This window comes from Rhodoferax ferrireducens (assembly GCF_003347515.1).
In the GTDB taxonomy this organism is placed as follows: domain Bacteria; phylum Pseudomonadota; class Gammaproteobacteria; order Burkholderiales; family Burkholderiaceae_C; genus Rhodoferax.
The window spans coordinates 82,803-98,770 of record NZ_QEII01000273.1 but is presented as its reverse complement, the minus strand read 5'-3'; the positions used below and the strand labels follow the sequence as shown (position 1 = coordinate 98,770).

The window sequence follows — 15,968 nt, the reverse complement described above, 5'->3', positions numbered from 1 at the left end:
CGAACGACCAGAACAAAAACAGGGGCTGAACCATGGCAACCAACGGCACGTCGGGCACGATGGAGCGAATTCTTCGCTTGATGAGCGAGAAAAAAGCCTCGGACGTCTATTTGTCGGCCCATTCGCCCGCCCTGATCCGGATCAACGGGCAATGCGTTCCCATCAACAGCCAGATTCTCCCGCCCGATGCGCCGCTCAATTTGCTGTCGGAGATACTGCCGCCCGCGCGCATTGAAGAGCTGGAAGAAATGAATGAGCTCAACATGGGCTGGGGCCTGGCCGGCGTTGGCCGGTTCCGTATCAGCGCCATGCGTCAGCGCGGCTCGATTGCCGCGGTGATCCGTTTCATCACGATGGACATTCCGCCGCTCGCCACGCTGGCAGTCCCCATGAGCCTGGGGGCGTTGGTGATGGAAAAGCGCGGGCTGATCCTGATGGTGGGCGCCACCGGGGCCGGCAAAAGCACGACACTGGCCTCCATGCTGGATTACCGCAACGAAAACGTAGCCGGCCACATCCTGGCCATCGAAGATCCGATTGAGTTCCTGTTCAAGAACAAACGTTCGGTGGTCAATCAGCGCGAGGTCGGCTCGGACACGCAATCAACCCAGGTGGCGCTCAAGAATGCGCTGCGCCAGGCGCCCGACGTGATCATGATTGGCGAAATTCGTGACCGTGAAACCATGTCGGCGGCCATTGCCTATGCCCAGTCGGGCCATTTGTGCCTGGCCACCCTGCACGCCAACAACAGCTACCACGCGCTCAACCGGATCCTGAGTTTCTACCCGGTGGAGGTCCGTCCGACCATGCTGGGCGACCTGGCCGCCGCCACCAAAGCCATCGTGTCGCAGCGACTGTTGCGCACGGTGTCAGGGGGGCGTGTGCCCGCCATGGAGGTCATGCTAAACACCAGCCTGGTGGCCGAAATGATTGAAAAAGGCGATTTCACGGGCGTCAAGGAGGCCATGGAAAAATCCATGGCCGAAGGGGGTCAGACTTTCGAGCAAGACATCGCCCGGCTGATTGGGGAAGGCGTGGTCGATCGCAAGGAAGGGCTGGCCAATGCCGACTCACCCACCAATTTGATGTGGCGGCTGCAAAACGATTTTGGCGCCCGCGCCAAACCCGAAGAACAGCAAGAGGACCCGGATGACCAGCCCTCGTTCACCGAAATCACGCTGGACGTGACCCACTGATGTCGCACACCCCGCACACCCTCCACCTTGCGGAACAGCTGATTTCCCGCGCTTCACTCACGCCCGACGATGCCGGTTGCCAGGACCTCATCGCCGCCCGACTCGCCCCGCTGGGCTTTGTCTGTGAAACCATCACCAGCGGGCCGGATAACTTCCGCGTCACCAATTTATGGGCAAAAAGGCCTGCAGCCCCCGCCATTCATGCGGGAGTAGCTACTGAATTAATAGTGTTCGCCGGTCACACCGATGTCGTGCCCACCGGTCCGCTGGAACAGTGGCACAGCGACCCGTTCGCGCCCACGCACCGCGACGGCAAGTTGTATGGCCGCGGTGCCAGCGACATGAAGACCTCGCTGGCGGCTTTTGTCGTCGCGGTGGAAGAGTTTGTGGCGGCCCAGCCCGAGACCCCCTTGTCGATCGCCTTTTTACTGACCAGCGACGAGGAAGGCCCGTCCGTGGACGGCACGATCATCGTTTGCGATGTGCTCAAGCAACGTGGTGAAAAGCTCGACTACTGCATCGTCGGCGAGCCCACCTCGCTGGAGCGCACCGGCGACATGATCAAGAACGGCCGGCGCGGCACCATGAGCGGCCGGCTCACGGTCAAAGGGGTGCAGGGCCATATCGCCTACCCGCATCTGGCGAAAAACCCGATCCATCTGTTGGCGCCCGCCTTGGCCGAACTGGTCGGCATCGAATGGGACCAGGGCAACGCGTTTTTTCCGCCGACCTCCTGGCAGGTGAGCAACATCCACGGCGGCACCGGCGCCAGCAATGTGATTCCCGGTGCGGTGGTGATTGATTTCAATTTCCGCTTCTCCACGGAATCCACGCCGCAAGGGCTGCAAGACCGCGTGCAATCGGTCTTGACGCGACACGGGCTGGATTTTGACTTGGCGTGGACCGTCGGCGGCCTGCCCTTTCTCACCACGCCGGGCACGCTGGTCGACGCCGTCGTGGCCGCCATCAAGCAGGAGACCGGCATTGACACGGTGCTGTCCACCACCGGCGGCACCAGCGACGGCCGCTTTATCGCCAAGATCTGCCCACAGGTCATCGAACTCGGACCGCCCAACGCCACCATCCACAAGATCGACGAACACTTGAACGTGGTCGACATCGAACCCCTCAAGAACATCTACCGGCGTGTGCTGGAAAACCTGAATACGCGGCTGACGACATGACCCTTCTGGAACTGATCGAATCGAGTGCCAAGCAACTCACCGAGGCGGGTGTCGCGTTTGGCCACGGCACCACCAATGCCTTCGATGAAGCGGCATGGCTGGTGTTGTGGCAACTCGGCTTGCCGTTGGATACCTTGCTGGAGGGTTCGCCGGATGAGCCTGGATTTATGGCAAATCGGCCTGTAGCCCCCGCAGAACAAGCGCGGGTAGCTACACTTTTAGAAGCAAGAATTACATCCCGCAAACCCGCCGCCTACCTGACGCAGGAAGCCTGGCTGCAGGGCGTGGCGTTTTACGTGGACGAACGCGCCATCGTGCCGCGCTCCCTGATTGCCGAACTGCTGGTGAGCGGCGGCATCGACTACTGGCTTACTGAATCCACGCGCCGCGTGCTGGACCTGTGTACTGGCAACGGCAGTCTGGCGGTACTGGCCGCTATGACCTACCCGGATGTGACGGTGGACGCCTCCGACATCTCGGCCGACGCCCTGGCGGTGGCCCGCATCAACGTCGACAAGCACGGCCTGCAGGAGCGCATCACCCTGCTGAGCTCGGACGGGCTGGCCGGTGTCCACGGCCCCTACGACCTGATCGTGTGCAACCCGCCTTATGTCAACGCGCATAGCATGGCCGCCCTGCCCCCCGAGTACCACGCCGAACCGGCGCTGGCGCTGGACGGCAACGCGTCCGGCGGCAGCGACGGCATGGACTTCATCCGTCAACTGCTGCGTGACGCCCCACAGCACATGAGCGACAAGGCCGTGCTGGTGCTGGAGATCGGCAATGAACAAGACAATTTTGAAGCCGCTTTTCCCGGGCTGGAAGCGGTCTGGCTGGAAACCAGCGCCGGTGAAGCGCAGGTATTGCTGCTCACACGGCAGGCCCTGCGGGCCAACCAGGAAGCCAGGCAGGGCTAGTACCCGACCATGCAAGCATTGTTCAAGCTGACAAGCATTTCCACCCCGGCAGACTATGAAATATTCAAAGGCCTGTTGCTGGAGTACGCTGGGCGCGACCTCGACGACCCCAAAAACAGCACGATCTGGAAAGACATCGAGCAACTGCCTGGGCGCTACGCGGCACCGGAAGGCGCCGTGCTGCTGGCCTCGGTCGGCGACGAACTGGCGGGTTGCGGCGCCTATGTAGCCACAGCGCAGACGGGTGTTGCAGAGATCAAGCGGGTCTATGTCAGGGACGGCTTTCGCCGTCAGGGACTGGCGCGCGCGCTAACCCTGGCGCTCGTCGAGCAGGCGCGGCTATCGGGCTACCAGACAGCCGCCATCTGCACCTGGCCGCACAACACACTGGCGCTCGCGCTGTACCAGGAGCTGGGCTTCGTGCCCATGGACTCCTTCAGGGAGCCCTCCAAGGCTCACCTTATTTTCCTGGGTTTGCCACTCGGCCAACCCCAACAAGACACAAACTCCCTCTCCGAATGATTACTCTTAAAAACGTCATACTGCGCCGCGGTGCCAAGCTGCTGCTCGACAGCGCCACCGTCACCATCAACCCCGGCGAAAAAGTGGGCCTGGTGGGCCGCAACGGGGCTGGCAAGTCCTCGCTGTTTGCCCTGCTCAATGGTTCACTGCACGAAGATGGGGGCGAGTATTTCATCCCCAGCCAATGGCGCATGGGCCAGGTGGCTCAGGACATGCCCGAAACCGAGCAAAGCGCCACCGACTTTGTGGTGGACGGCGACACCGATTTGCTGGCCGCGCAAGAAGAAGTCACCGCCTCGGAGGCCACCGACGACTACGACCGCATGGCCCACGCCTACATGGCGCTGCAGGACGCCGGTGCGCACGACGCGCCGGCCCGCGCTCAGGCGCTGATTTTGGGCCTGGGTTTCAAGACCACCGAACTCAGCAACCCGGTCAACAGCTTCTCGGGCGGCTGGCGCATGCGTCTGCAACTGGCACGCGCGCTGATGTGCCCGTCCGACCTGCTGCTGCTCGATGAGCCGACCAATCACCTGGATTTGGACGCTTTGGTGTGGCTGGAAGCCTGGCTCAAGAAGTATGAAGGCACCATGGTCGTCATCAGCCATGACCGGGAGTTTCTGGATGCCGTGACCAATGTCACCCTGCACATCGACGCCGGCAAGCTGGTGCGTTACGGCGGCAACTACAGCAAGTTCGAAGACATGCGGGCCGAGCAGATGACGCTGCAGCAGAACGCCTTTTCCAAGCAGCAAGACAAAATTGCCCACCTGCAAAAGTTCATTGCCCGCTTCAAGGCCAAGGCCAGCAAGGCCAAGCAGGCGCAGAGCCGGGTCAAGGCGCTGGACCGCATGGAGAAAATCGCGCCGTTGCTGGCGGACGCGGACTTCACCTTTGAATTCAAGGAACCGGCCAACCTGCCCAACCCGATGCTGTCGATGACCGGCGTGAGCTTTGGCTACCCGGCACCGGAAGGCTCGCCCGAAGGCACACCGCCCACAGTGATCGTGAACAACGTCAGCCGCTCGGTGCTGGCCGGTCAGCGCATCGGTATTTTGGGTGCCAACGGCCAGGGTAAATCAACGCTGGTGAAAACCGTGGCGCGTGATTTGGCGGCCATCGGTGGCGAACTGACCGAAGGCAAGGGTCTGAACATTGGCTACTTTGCCCAGCAGGAGCTCGACGTGCTGCGACCGGCCGACACCCCGCTGGAACACATGATCCGTCTCGTCAAGGACATGACGGCCGCTGGCAAAATTGCCGGTCAGGCCACACGCGAACAGGATTTGCGCAGCTTTCTGGGCACCTTCAACTTCGGCGGCGACATGGTGAAGCAGGCCGTGGGCAGCATGAGCGGTGGTGAAAAAGCGCGCCTGGTGCTGTGCATGATTGTGTGGCAACGCCCGAATCTGCTGCTGCTGGATGAGCCTACCAATCACCTGGATTTGGCCACGCGTGAAGCACTGGCCATGGCGCTCAACGAGTTTGAAGGCACCGTCATGCTGGTCAGCCACGACCGGGCACTCTTGCGCGCCGTGTGCGACGAGTTCTGGATGGTCTCGCGCGGTGGCGTGGCCCCGTTTGACGGCGATCTGGACGACTACCAGCGCTACCTGCTGGACGAAGCCAAGCGCCAGCGCGAGGCCATCAAGGAAGCCAGCAGCGCCGCCGCCAAGGCCGAACGCAAGGCGCTGGCCGCAGCACCCGCACCGGCCAAAGCCAAGCCGGCGCCTGTGGGCTCGCTCAAGCGCAAACTGGAAGATGTGGAGGCCCGCATGACACTGCTCAACGGTGAAGGCGCCGCGCTGGAAGGGCATTTAAGCAAGGCCCATCACCCGACCGAAATTGCCGATTTCGGCAAACGCCTGAAAACTGTCAACGACGAGTTGCAGGTCCTCGAAGAACAATGGCTGACGGTGACAGCCCAACTGGAAGCGACACCGGTTTAAACCGGTCTGGATTCCCGCATGCGCGGGAATGACAACAGACCTTTGACGGGTCATCCCGGACTCGATCCGGGATCCATGACTTGAACCCGCCATCGCGCCAAAAATGACTACGCCGGGTCAGAGAATCTGATCCAGCGCGGCCGCCAGATGCGCCACGGTACGCTCCACGTTATGCAGTTTTTCCAGGCCGAACAGGCCGACGCGGAAGGTCATGAAGTCGGCCGGTTCGTCGCACTGCAGCGGCACGCCGCCAGCGGTTTGCAAGCCCTGGCCCAAAAACTTTTTGCTGGACTGGATGTCAGGGTCTGTGGTGTAACTGACCACCACGCCCGGCGCCTTGAAGCCTTCGGCCGCCACACTCTGAATGCCCCGACGCTCAAACAGCGCACGCACCTGGGTGCCCAGTTCAATCTGTTCGGCGCGCACCTTCTCAAAACCGTAGGCGCGGGTTTCCTGCATGACCTCACGCAAGCGGGTCAGTGCATCGGTGGGCATGGTCGTGTGATAGGCATGGCCGCCGGCCTCGAAAGCTTCCATGATTTGCAGCCACTTCTTCAGGTCGCAGGCAAAACTGGTGCTGGTGGTGCTGTCAATCGCGTTGCGCGCACGCTCGCTCAGCATCACCATCGCGCAGCAGGGTGAGCTGCTCCAGCCTTTTTGCGGCGCACTGACCAGCACGTCCACGCCCGTGGCTTCCATATCGACCCACATGGCGCCGGAGGCAATGCAATCCAGCACCATCAGGCCGCCCACCTCATGCACGGCATCGGCCACGGTGCGCAGATAGTCGTCAGGAAGGATCATGCCAGCGGCCGTTTCCACATGCGGGGCAAAAACCACGTCGGGTTTTTTCTCGCGGATGGTGGCGACCACCTCTTCCACGGGACAGGGTATCCACGGCGCCTGCCTGGCGTCGCCTACACGACGGGCCTTGAGCACGGTCGATTCCGCCGGGATACGGCCCATGTCAAAAATCTGCGTCCAGCGGTAGCTGAACCAGCCATTGCGGATGACCAGCACCTTCTTGTCGGTGGCAAACTGGCGCGCCACGGCCTCCATGCCGAAGGTGCCGCTGCCCGGCACCAGGATGGCCGACTTGGCGTGGTAGACCTCTTTCAAAATGCCGGAGATGTCCTTCATCACGCCCTGAAAGCGTTGCGACATGTGGTTCAAGGCACGGTCGGTGTAAACGACTGAAAACTCAAGCAACCCGTCCGGGTCGATCTGGGGCAAAAGTCCTGGCATGAATGGCTCCGGTTTTCTTGTTGAATCAAGGGCTTGAATGGGAGTGCCAGCTTAGCACGGGCCACGCATGCGTTCTCTGCTTTAACGTAAGTGCCGCGGACTCCCTGGGACTCAAGTTTTCTTGCTGACAGCCATGTGCGCCACTTTTTTGTCCAGCAAGATTTCTGGCTCGTCGGCCTCTATCCAGGTCTCGTTGTTCAGACCAGCCTGCAGTCGCTGGGTGTCGAGTTCACCAGTCCACTTGGCGACCACGATCGTGGCGACCCCATTGCCCACCAGGTTGGTCAAGGCGCGCGCCTCGGACATGAACCGGTCGATGCCCAGAATCAGCGCCAGGCCGGCGACCGGTACCGTACCTACCGCCGACAGCGTCGCGGCCAGCACGATGAACCCGCTGCCGGTGATGCCAGCCGCCCCCTTCGAGGTCAGCAGCAACACCCCAAGCAGCGTGATTTCCTGCATCAGCGTCATGGGCGTGTTGGTGGCCTGGGCAATGAAAACGGCGGCCATCGTCAGGTAAATGGAGGTGCCATCCAGATTGAAAGAATAGCCCGTGGGGATCACCAGACCGACACAGGTTTTCTTGGCGCCCAGGTTTTCCATCTTCTCCATCATGCGCGGCAGCACCGACTCGGACGACGAGGTGCCCAGCACAATCAGCAACTCTTCCTTGATGTATTTGACAAACTTCCAGATGCTGAAACCATGCAGCCTGGAAATGGTGCCCAGCACGACAAAGACAAAAATCAGGCAGGTCAGGTAAAACGTGCCCATCAACTTGCCCAGCGAAAACAAAGAGCCAATACCGTATTTGCCAATGGTGAAAGCCATCGCGCCGAAGGCACCAATCGGGGCCAGCTTCATGATGATGCCGACGATGTCAAACAGCACATGGGATGTTTTTTCAATCAGGTCAAACACCATCGTGCCGCGCCCGCCGAAGCGGTGCAACGCAAAACCAAACAGCACCGCGAAGAGCAACACCTGCAGGATTTCGCCTTTGGCGAAAGCATCAACCACCGAGGTGGGAATGATGTTCATCAGAAAGTCCACGGTACCGGTCATCTTGCCGGGACCGGTATAGGCTGCAATCGCCTTGGTGTCCAAGGTTGCCGCGTCGATGTTCATGCCGGCACCGGGCTGGACCAGATTGACAATGACCAGCCCCACGATCAGCGCCAGGGAGCTGACCACCTCAAAATAGAGCAAGGCCAGGCCACCGGTTTTGCCCACCTTTTTCATGTCCTCCATGCCGGCAATGCCGATGACCACTGTGCAGAAAATGATGGGGGCAATGATCATCTTGATCAGCTTGATGAAGCCATCGCCCAGGGGCTTCATCTCGGCGCCCAGCTGCGGGTAAAAATGGCCTAGCAAGACGCCAATAACCACGGCGGTCAGCACCTGAATATAGAGCGATTTGTAGAGGGGTCGCTTTTGCGAAGGTGTGGGAGAAGTCATGGGCTGTGCCTCTTATGTGGTCTATGAACCGGGCCAAATACTGTACCGCCACGGATTTCATTTAACAATTGTGGATTCCCACATGCACCAGCTGACACGAGCACAAAAAAACCCGCCGAAGCGGGTTTTTTTGTGGGGCATATAGCCAAGCCTCAGCCCATGTGCAAACCGCCGTTCACCGAGAAATCGGCGCCCGTGGAATAGCCACCTTCGTTGGACGCAATCCACGCGATGATGGAGGCAATTTCGCTGGGCTCGCCCAAGCGCTTGACGGGTACGGTGGCCACGATCTTGTCGAGCACATCCTGACGAATGGCCTTCACCATGTCGGTGCCGATGTAGCCCGGGCTCACTGTATTGACCGTGACGCCCTTGGTGGCCAGCTCTTGCGCCAGCGCCATGGTGAATCCATGCATGCCGGCCTTGGCAGCTGAGTAGTTGGTCTGACCCGCCTGGCCTTTTGCGCCATTCACGGACGAGATATTGATGATCCGGCCCCAGCCTTTGTCAACCATGTCAGCCACCACTTGCTTGGTGACATTGAACATGGAGTTCAAGTTGGTTTCGATCACCGCATCCCATTCCTCGCGTGTCATTTTCAGGAACATGCGGTCTTTGGTAATGCCGGCATTATTCACCAGCACGTCGATCGTGCCGTGCTCGGCCTTGGTCTTGGTGAAGGCTTCAACCGTGGAATCCCAGTCACCGACGTTACCCGCCGAGGCGTAGAACGTGAAGCCCAGCGCAGCTTGTTCGGCAATCCACTTGGCATGGTCGCGCGTGGGGCCGCAGCCCGCAATGACCTTGAAACCTTCTTTGCTGAGGCGCTGGCAAATGGCGGTACCGATGCCACCCATGCCCCCGGTGACGTAAGCTACTTTTTGACTCATTGTGTTATCTCCTTTGTTAAATACTTATGCAGCACTACAAGACGGACCACTGCGCGGAATCGCAACAATAGTCCTTGCGCTGTCACCAACGAATTGTGATGGCAAATCAACGCTCGATCGTTAGGGCAACCCCCATACCGCCGCCAATACACAGGCTGGCAATGCCCTTTTTGGCATCGCGACGCTGCATTTCATGCAGCAAGGTGACCAGTATGCGGCAACCAGACGCCCCAATGGGGTGACCAATCGCAATGGCGCCGCCGTTGACGTTGACTTTGGAAGTGTCCCATTCCATTTGGCTGTTGACCGCACAGGCTTGCGCCGCAAAGGCTTCGTTGATTTCCAGCAGATCGAGGTCGGCCGCTTTCCAGCCGGCACGGGCCAGCGCTTTTTTCGATGCCGATACCGGTCCCATGCCCATGAGCGCGGGGTCCAGGCCACTGGTTGCAAAGCTGGCAATCCGGCCCAGCGGTTTGAGACCGAGGGCTGCGGCTTTTTTGGCCGTCATCACCATCACGGCGGCGGCACCGTCGTTGAGGCCGGACGCGTTGCCTGCGGTGACACCGCCCGCCTTGTCAAAAGCGGGGCGCAGACCGGCCAAAACTTCGGCGCTGGTCTTGCGGTTGAGGAACTCATCGGCCGCAAAAATAATCGGATCACCCTTCTTTTGGGCAATGCTGAAGGGAACGATTTCGTCCTTGAACTTGCCTGCGTCCTGGGCAGCAGCGGCTTTTTGCTGGCTGGCCAGCGCCAGCGCATCCTGCATTTCGCGCGTGACGCCATATTGCTTGGCCACGTTCTCAGCAGTGATGCCCATGTGGTACTGGTTGTACACGTCCCACAGGCCGTCAACGATCATGGAGTCGATCATCTTCCAGTCACCCATGCGCTGGCCATCCCGCGAGCCCAGCAGGACGTGAGGCGAAGCACTCATGTTTTCCTGGCCACCGGCGATGACGATGTCGCTGTCGCCATAGGCCACGGATTGCGCGGCCAGCATCACGGCTTTGAGGCCCGAGCCACAGACGGCGTTGATGGTGAGCGCCGGGGTTTCCTTCGCCAGACCGCTCTTGATCAGTGACTGGCGCGCCGGGTTTTGACCCGCGCCTGCCGCCAGCACCTGGCCCATGATGACTTCACCGATCTGGTCGACGCCCAGTCCGGTGCGGGCCAGCAATTCCTTGATAACCGCGGCACCGAGCTCTGTGGCCGGAGTTTTGGCGAGGGTTCCGCCGAATTTGCCGACGGCGGTGCGGGTGGCTGAAACGATAACGATGTCTTCCATTTTTCTCTCCTGGGTGTAGTTAAGCTTTTGCCTTCACGTAGCGGCCGGGGGCTGCTTCGATGGCCTTGTATTTGCCCTTGCCGTAGGTCTTGGGCGAGGGAATCTGTTTGCCGGCCTGGGCGGCGAGCCATTCGGACCAATCGGTCCACCAGCTGCCGGGTTGCTCGGTGGCACCCGCCAGCCATTCGGCATGGGTTTTCGGAAATTTGCCGTCTTCACGCAACCAGTGGCTGCGCTTGTTCTTGGCCGGTGGGTTGATCACGCCCGCGATGTGGCCGGAGGCCCCCATGACAAAGCGCTTTTTACCGGGAAGTACCTGCGTTGACGCGTAGGCGCCACCGATTGGCACAATGTGATCCTCACGCGAGCCATAGATATAGACCGGCATATCGACCGTGCGCAAATCGACCTTTTCGCCGCAGACGAGCGTCTTGCCGGGCTTGACCAGGTTGTTTTCCAGATAGGTATTGCGCAGATACCAGGCGTAAAAAGGACCTGGCAGGTTGGTGGAATCGCTGTTCCAGTACAAGAGGTCGAACGCAGGCGGTGTTTCGCCCTTGAGGTAGTTGCCCACCACGTAGTTCCAGACCAGGTCATTGGGCCGCAAGAAGCTGAAGGTGCTGGACAGATCCTGCCCCTTCATCAAGCCACCCTTGCCCATCTCTTTTTCACGGTATTTAACGAAGGATTCATCGATAAAGACATCCAGAATGCCGGTGTCGCTGAAATCAAGCATGGACGTGAGAAAGGTGGCACTGGCCACCGGCTTTTCGCCCCGCCCTGCCAACACAGCCAGCGCAGTGCCCAAAATGGTACCGCCGACGCAAAACCCCAGGGTATTGATGGATTTGGCACCCGTGATTTCCTGGGTGACCGTGATCGCCTTGATGGCTGCGTCTTCGACGTAGTCATCCCAGGTTTTGTGGGCGAGCGAAGCATCGGGGTTGCGCCAGCCCACCACAAAGGTACGGTGACCTTGTGCCACGGCATAACGAATCAGGGAGTTCTCGGGCTGCAGGTCCAGGATGTAGAACTTGTTGATGCACGGGGGAACCAGTAGAAAGGGCTTCTCATACACCTTGTCCGTCAGCGGCTTGTATTCGATCAGCTGGAACAGATCGTTCTCAAACACGACAGCGCCTTCGGTGGTGGCCACGTTTTTGCCCACTTCAAACAGGCTTTCATCGGTCATCGACACATGGCCCTGGCGCAGGTCGTGGAGCAGGTTTTGTATGCTTTTGGCAATGCTCTCACCCTTGGTGTCGATCGCCTTCTTCTGCGCCTCGGCATTGAGCGCCATGAAATTGCTCGGCGAGGCCGCCGCCGTCAATTGCTCCACGGCAAAACGGATACGGGCACGGGTCTTTTCATCCGCATCGACGGCGTCAGCCATGCCCATGAGGGCGCGCGAGTTGAGCAGATAAGCCGCGGCGGAAAAGGCCGCCATCGGATTCTCACCCCAGGCTGGCGCGGCAAAGCGCTTGTCTGCGGGCTGCGGCAGGCCTGGCACACCTTGCGTCAGGAGGCCCGTGGCGTCTTTCAGGTACTGCTGTTGCAACTCCTGCAGCTTCTCGTGCGAAAAATTGATCTGGGGAGGGGGCGGGCTTGGGGCCGCCAGACTGGGACCGGCTGCGCCCAGATCCATATTCTGGAAGGACTGGAAAGCTTTGCTCAAGTTTTCACCCAAAGTCTGTTGAAACTGCTGGGCCGATTGCGCCCAAAATTCAGGAGATTCCTGTGTCATGCTGTGTCCTCATATTTATCATTTGACTTTGGTAAGCATCTTAGTATCTTAGATTTACCCCGTCGAAAAACTGACATTTCTTAAACGTCCATCAGGTATTTCATTTATGTACATTGTTCCCATGGCCTGGCTGTATGTTGCGCTCATGATGGCGGTCGCCGAAGCCAATCACCCCGATGGCACAGTGCTGGGTGCGGTCATTACCTTTTTGCTCTATGGGGCGGGGCCCGTGGCCTTGGTGGTCTACCTGATGCGCGCACCGGCCCGGCGCCGCGCGATCAAGGCCAGGGAAGCCGCTGAGTTGGCGCAGGCCCAATCAATCCCGCCAGATGCAGGCGGCCATGCGGCCGCTGACGCCGTCGCGCCGGTAGGAAAAGAAACGTGACGAATTGCTCACCGTGCACCAAGGGCTGCTACCATCATTGCCGTAGATTTGCGTCACACCCAGCGCGGCCAGGCGCAGGCGGGCCAACCCTGCCAGGTTCGCCAGCCATTTGCCAGCGCCCTGCGGCCTGAACATCGCCAGCGCTGCGGGGTCATGCGCCGCGAAAGCATCGCGCACCTCATCACCCACTTCAAACTTGTCAGGCCCTATGCAGGGGCCCAACCATGCTATTATTTTAATAGCTTCTTGCGCACTATCCACGGGGGCTAGAGCACTAAAACGTTCAAATATTCTCTCCAGTATCCCGTCCCCTTGCTCGCCCGCCAGGCTACGCCAGCCGGCGTGCGCCGCCGCGACCAGACTCCCCGGCGCATTGGTGAACAGCACCGGCAGGCAATCGGCCACCATGATGGTGCAGGCCAGGCCGGGCTGATCGGTGATGCAGCCATCGGCCTGCGTGCCGTGGGCGGTCTGGTCCGAAAGCCATTCGACATGTGTGCCGTGCACCTGTGACAAAAACACGGGCTGCGCCTCAATGACCTGCTGAAGAATAGCGCGATTGGCGGCCACATCCTGCGACCGATCGCCCACATGGTCGCCCAGGTTGAGTGAGTTGTAAGGAGCACTCGATGTACCGCCTGCGCGCGTGGTGCATACCGCATGCACATGCCCAGGCGCGGGCCATTGCGGGACAAGCCAGTCGGGATTCACCGTCCGCATGTATTGAACCGTTGTGCGGCCTGGCTAGGCTTCGCTATCCGGGCAATTGACCGGCTGCGCCTGCTGGAATGCGGGCAGCGCCATGCAGGCGTCAAACGCCGCCATGGTCAGCGGCAAACCGTCCAGATTCACGTCAAAGCGCTGGCCGTTGAAAATCTGCGGCACCAGGCAGCAGTCGGCCAGCGAGGGCGTGTCGCCGTGGCAATAGACCGAGGCCGGCACGCCCGCTTGTTGCCTTAGCGCGGCATTGGCCTGCAGTTGCCGCTCGAAACTCTCCAGCCCTGTGCGCACCCAGTGTCGGTACCAGGTATTTTTGGCTTCATCATCCACCTTGAGCTCTTTCACCAGGTACTTGAGCACGCGCAGATTATTGAGTGGATGGATTTCGCAGGCGATCGACTGCGCCAGGGCCCGCACCCGCGCACGCTCCAGTGCGTCACGCGGCAGCAAGGCTGGCTCGGGATAGGTTTCGTCCAAGTACTCGATGATGGCCATGGATTGCGACAGGCGCTGGCCGTCGATCTCCAGCATCGGCACCAGGGCGTCAGCCGAGATGGAGGCGTAGGGTTCTTTTTTTTGCTCGCCCCGGGCCAGATGCACCGGAACATACTCATAACTCAAACCCTTGAGCGCCAGAGCGATACGCACCCGGAACGAGGCGGAAGAACGAAAGTAGTTGTAAAGCTTCATGTGAGGCGTGGGAAGTTAATAGCCGGCGCGCACATGCACCTTGTCATACGCCGCCAGCAGCTTGTGGTGCATTTCACAGCCAGCCAAGCGCAGCCCCGGCGCGGGGATACCCATGAAACGATCCGTCTGCATGATGAGCGCGTGCGCCTGCGCCACCGCGCCGGCGCCATACAGCTGGCGCAGAGCGTCCAGATAGGGTCCGGTACCGCCCATGCCGGCCAGGTTGATCAGACTTTCAATACAGGCGTAGACGCCGCGCCGCTGGGGATTGAGCTGGTCGAAATGCTTGATCCAGTCACAGCCCTCCAGCGTGGCGGCTTCATCGCCAATCGCCAGGGCCAGCAAGGTCTTGAGCTCACCCACGCGCAGGTCGCTCCAGAACGAGCCGGCGTCGGCCGCCAGGCCAATCACGGCCGCCACCGGACGCTGATCCGCCAACGCAGACTCATTCAGGGTGGCGAGCAGGTCAGAGCATTCTTCATCGTCCAGATCCGGTAAATTCAGGATGGCTTCGCGGATGGCGTTGCCCACGCTGTTGTTCTCGTACTCCAGGTCGTCCACCGGGTAAATCTCGGACATGCCCGGCACCAGAATGCGGCAGGCATAGACGCCCAGGTGGGTGAAGTCGGCAATATAGATATCGCGCCCGTCCTGGTGAATGCGGTCCACCGCCCAGGCGTAGTCTTCGGCCGTACTGTTGCTGAAGTTCCAATCGCAAAACACGTAGTCGGGCGCGTCCCCCAGGAATTGCCAGTGAATGACACCGCTGGAGTCGACAAAATGGATTTCGATATTGGTGGCGCTGGCGGTCTCTTCCAGATCGAAGCCCGGCGCCGGGAAACCGGCCAGCGAGTCCAGGGCGCGCCCCTGCAACAGCTCGGTCAGGGCCCGCTCCAGCGCAATCTCAAAGCGCGGATGCGCGCCAAAACTGGCGAAGCAGCCCTGGTCTTCCGGGTGCAGCAAGGTCACATTCATCACCGGATACTGACCACCCAGGGAAGCGTCCTTGACCAAAATGCCAAAGCCCGCCGCCCGCAGCGCCTTGATGCCGGCGGCGATGCGCGGATAGCGCGCAATCACGGCTTCCGGCACGTCCGGCAGGCAAATGCCTTCGCTGATGATGCGGCCCTTCACAAAGCGCTCGAAGATCTCCGACAAGGCCTGCGTGCGGGCCTCAGCCTGGGTGTTGCCGGCCGACATGCCGTTGCTCACATACAGATTGCCAATGATGTTGACCGGGAAATAGACGGTCACCTCATCGCGCTGGCGCACATAGGGAATGGCACAGATGCCGCGCTCGACGTTGCCGGAATTGAACTCCACCAGACTGCTGGCATCGATATTGGCTTCCGGGTTGTAGAACTTCTGCAGGCCGGGCGTCAGCAGACCGGCCGGCCAGCTACCGTCTTCCTCGGGCTCAAACCAGCGCTCCTGCGGGTAATGCACATGGTGGCGGTCGGCCACCTTGGGTCCCAGGTAGTAATGCGTCCAGAAATAATTGGTGGAGAGGCGCTCGAAAAACTCGCCTAACGCGCTGGCCAAGCAGGCCAGCCGGGTAGCGCCCTTGCCATTGGTGAACAGGAGCGGGCAGTCGCGATCACGAATATGCACCGACCAGATACCGTCGACTGGATTGAGCCACGATCTTTCTTCAATATGAAAACCGAGCGCCTGCAACTTGCCCTGCAGGGTCTTGATGGTGGATTCGAGCGAGGCGTCCTTGCCCGGGATAAAGTTTTCGGTTGGCATGGATGCCAGCATACCAAACTCCACCCTGCGC

Annotated in this window: 14 protein-coding genes; 6 read left to right on the top strand and 8 right to left on the bottom strand. The window is 60.3% G+C overall.

The genetic code is table 11. The features are described from left to right. Positions 1-32: 32 nt before the first annotated feature. Genes C5P05_RS14210 through C5P05_RS14190 form a run of 5 tightly spaced genes read left to right on the top strand, consistent with a single transcriptional unit; the run spans position 33 to position 5,768 of the window. Entirely contained in the window at positions 33-1,196 is a 1,164-nt protein-coding gene (locus C5P05_RS14210) for a PilT/PilU family type 4a pilus ATPase (RefSeq protein ID WP_114970500.1), read from the top strand. Then, positions 1,196-2,380 (top strand): succinyl-diaminopimelate desuccinylase, encoded by a 1,185-nt coding sequence (gene dapE, locus C5P05_RS14205; protein ID WP_114970499.1) that lies wholly within the window; start codon positions 1,196-1,198, stop codon positions 2,378-2,380. Before C5P05_RS14210 ends, dapE begins: the two co-directional genes overlap by 1 nt. Continuing rightward, complete coding sequence (gene prmB / locus C5P05_RS14200) at positions 2,377-3,297, top strand: 50S ribosomal protein L3 N(5)-glutamine methyltransferase (RefSeq protein ID WP_114970498.1); 921 nt, start codon at positions 2,377-2,379, stop codon at positions 3,295-3,297. The genes dapE and prmB overlap by 4 nt, the downstream gene beginning before the upstream one ends. Positions 3,298-3,306: 9 nt before the next feature. Continuing rightward, entirely contained in the window at positions 3,307-3,819 is a 513-nt protein-coding gene (locus C5P05_RS14195; protein WP_114970497.1) for a GNAT family N-acetyltransferase, read from the top strand. Next, positions 3,816-5,768, top strand: coding sequence for an ABC-F family ATP-binding cassette domain-containing protein (locus C5P05_RS14190; protein WP_114970496.1), 1,953 nt, complete (start codon positions 3,816-3,818; stop codon positions 5,766-5,768). The genes C5P05_RS14195 and C5P05_RS14190 overlap by 4 nt, the downstream gene beginning before the upstream one ends. Before the next feature lie 117 nt (positions 5,769-5,885). Here the strand turns inward: C5P05_RS14190 and C5P05_RS14185 are convergent, their stop codons facing one another. The 5 genes from C5P05_RS14185 to C5P05_RS14165 all read right to left on the bottom strand — a co-directional run bounded on the left by C5P05_RS14185 (position 5,886) and on the right by C5P05_RS14165 (position 12,393). Then, positions 5,886-7,013, bottom strand: coding sequence for an aminotransferase class V-fold PLP-dependent enzyme (locus C5P05_RS14185; protein ID WP_114970495.1), 1,128 nt, complete (start codon positions 7,011-7,013; stop codon positions 5,886-5,888). Positions 7,014-7,124: 111 nt separating this feature from the next. Continuing rightward, positions 7,125-8,474, bottom strand: coding sequence for a dicarboxylate/amino acid:cation symporter (locus tag C5P05_RS14180; protein WP_114970494.1), 1,350 nt, complete (start codon positions 8,472-8,474; stop codon positions 7,125-7,127). A 152-nt stretch (positions 8,475-8,626) separates the two neighbouring features. Beyond that, complete coding sequence (gene phbB / locus C5P05_RS14175; RefSeq protein WP_114970493.1) at positions 8,627-9,364, bottom strand: acetoacetyl-CoA reductase; 738 nt, start codon at positions 9,362-9,364, stop codon at positions 8,627-8,629. A 106-nt stretch (positions 9,365-9,470) separates the two neighbouring features. Further along, on the bottom strand, positions 9,471-10,649 hold the full coding sequence (locus C5P05_RS14170) for an acetyl-CoA C-acetyltransferase (RefSeq protein WP_114970492.1): 1,179 nt from the start codon (positions 10,647-10,649) through the stop codon (positions 9,471-9,473). Positions 10,650-10,668: 19 nt separating this feature from the next. Beyond that, the gene (locus tag C5P05_RS14165; protein ID WP_114970491.1) at positions 10,669-12,393 is read right to left on the bottom strand and encodes a class I poly(R)-hydroxyalkanoic acid synthase; all 1,725 of its coding nucleotides are present in this window, start codon (positions 12,391-12,393) and stop codon (positions 10,669-10,671) included. A gap of 106 nt (positions 12,394-12,499) precedes the next feature. On the opposite strand from C5P05_RS14165, the gene C5P05_RS14160 reads away from it, so the two are divergent. After that, a complete protein-coding gene (locus tag C5P05_RS14160; RefSeq protein ID WP_114970490.1) occupies positions 12,500-12,778 on the top strand; it encodes a hypothetical protein in 279 nt (92 codons plus the stop codon). Here the strand turns inward: C5P05_RS14160 and pgeF are convergent. Genes pgeF through ycaO form a run of 3 tightly spaced genes read right to left on the bottom strand, consistent with a single transcriptional unit; the run spans position 12,710 to position 15,949 of the window. Beyond that, positions 12,710-13,498, bottom strand: coding sequence for a peptidoglycan editing factor PgeF (pgeF, locus tag C5P05_RS14155; protein ID WP_114970489.1), 789 nt, complete (start codon positions 13,496-13,498; stop codon positions 12,710-12,712). The two genes, C5P05_RS14160 and pgeF, sit on opposite strands and share 69 nt — an antisense overlap. Positions 13,499-13,522: 24 nt before the next feature. Beyond that, positions 13,523-14,188, bottom strand: a complete 666-nt coding sequence (gene maiA, locus C5P05_RS14150; RefSeq protein WP_114970488.1) for a maleylacetoacetate isomerase — start codon at positions 14,186-14,188, stop codon at positions 13,523-13,525. A 15-nt stretch (positions 14,189-14,203) separates the two neighbouring features. Next, complete coding sequence (gene ycaO, locus C5P05_RS14145; protein WP_232834494.1) at positions 14,204-15,949, bottom strand: 30S ribosomal protein S12 methylthiotransferase accessory factor YcaO; 1,746 nt, start codon at positions 15,947-15,949, stop codon at positions 14,204-14,206. Positions 15,950-15,968: the final 19 nt, after the last annotated feature.

Excerpts from the sequence above, each read along its gene's own strand:
- C5P05_RS14210 (WP_114970500.1), top strand. The coding sequence starts at position 33 with ATGGCAACCAACGGCACGTCGGGCACGATGGAGCGAATTCTTCGCTTG.
- dapE (WP_114970499.1), top strand. The coding sequence starts at position 1,196 with ATGTCGCACACCCCGCACACCCTCCACCTTGCGGAACAGCTGATTTCC.
- prmB (WP_114970498.1), top strand. The coding sequence starts at position 2,377 with ATGACCCTTCTGGAACTGATCGAATCGAGTGCCAAGCAACTCACCGAG.
- C5P05_RS14195 (WP_114970497.1), top strand. The coding sequence starts at position 3,307 with ATGCAAGCATTGTTCAAGCTGACAAGCATTTCCACCCCGGCAGACTAT.
- C5P05_RS14190 (WP_114970496.1), top strand. The coding sequence starts at position 3,816 with ATGATTACTCTTAAAAACGTCATACTGCGCCGCGGTGCCAAGCTGCTG.
- C5P05_RS14185 (WP_114970495.1), bottom strand. The coding sequence starts at position 7,013 with ATGCCAGGACTTTTGCCCCAGATCGACCCGGACGGGTTGCTTGAGTTT.
- C5P05_RS14180 (WP_114970494.1), bottom strand. The coding sequence starts at position 8,474 with ATGACTTCTCCCACACCTTCGCAAAAGCGACCCCTCTACAAATCGCTC.
- phbB (WP_114970493.1), bottom strand. The coding sequence starts at position 9,364 with ATGAGTCAAAAAGTAGCTTACGTCACCGGGGGCATGGGTGGCATCGGT.
- C5P05_RS14170 (WP_114970492.1), bottom strand. The coding sequence starts at position 10,649 with ATGGAAGACATCGTTATCGTTTCAGCCACCCGCACCGCCGTCGGCAAA.
- C5P05_RS14165 (WP_114970491.1), bottom strand. The coding sequence starts at position 12,393 with ATGACACAGGAATCTCCTGAATTTTGGGCGCAATCGGCCCAGCAGTTT.
- C5P05_RS14160 (WP_114970490.1), top strand. The coding sequence starts at position 12,500 with ATGTACATTGTTCCCATGGCCTGGCTGTATGTTGCGCTCATGATGGCG.
- pgeF (WP_114970489.1), bottom strand. The coding sequence starts at position 13,498 with ATGCGGACGGTGAATCCCGACTGGCTTGTCCCGCAATGGCCCGCGCCT.
- maiA (WP_114970488.1), bottom strand. The coding sequence starts at position 14,188 with ATGAAGCTTTACAACTACTTTCGTTCTTCCGCCTCGTTCCGGGTGCGT.
- ycaO (WP_232834494.1), bottom strand. The coding sequence starts at position 15,949 with ATGCTGGCATCCATGCCAACCGAAAACTTTATCCCGGGCAAGGACGCC.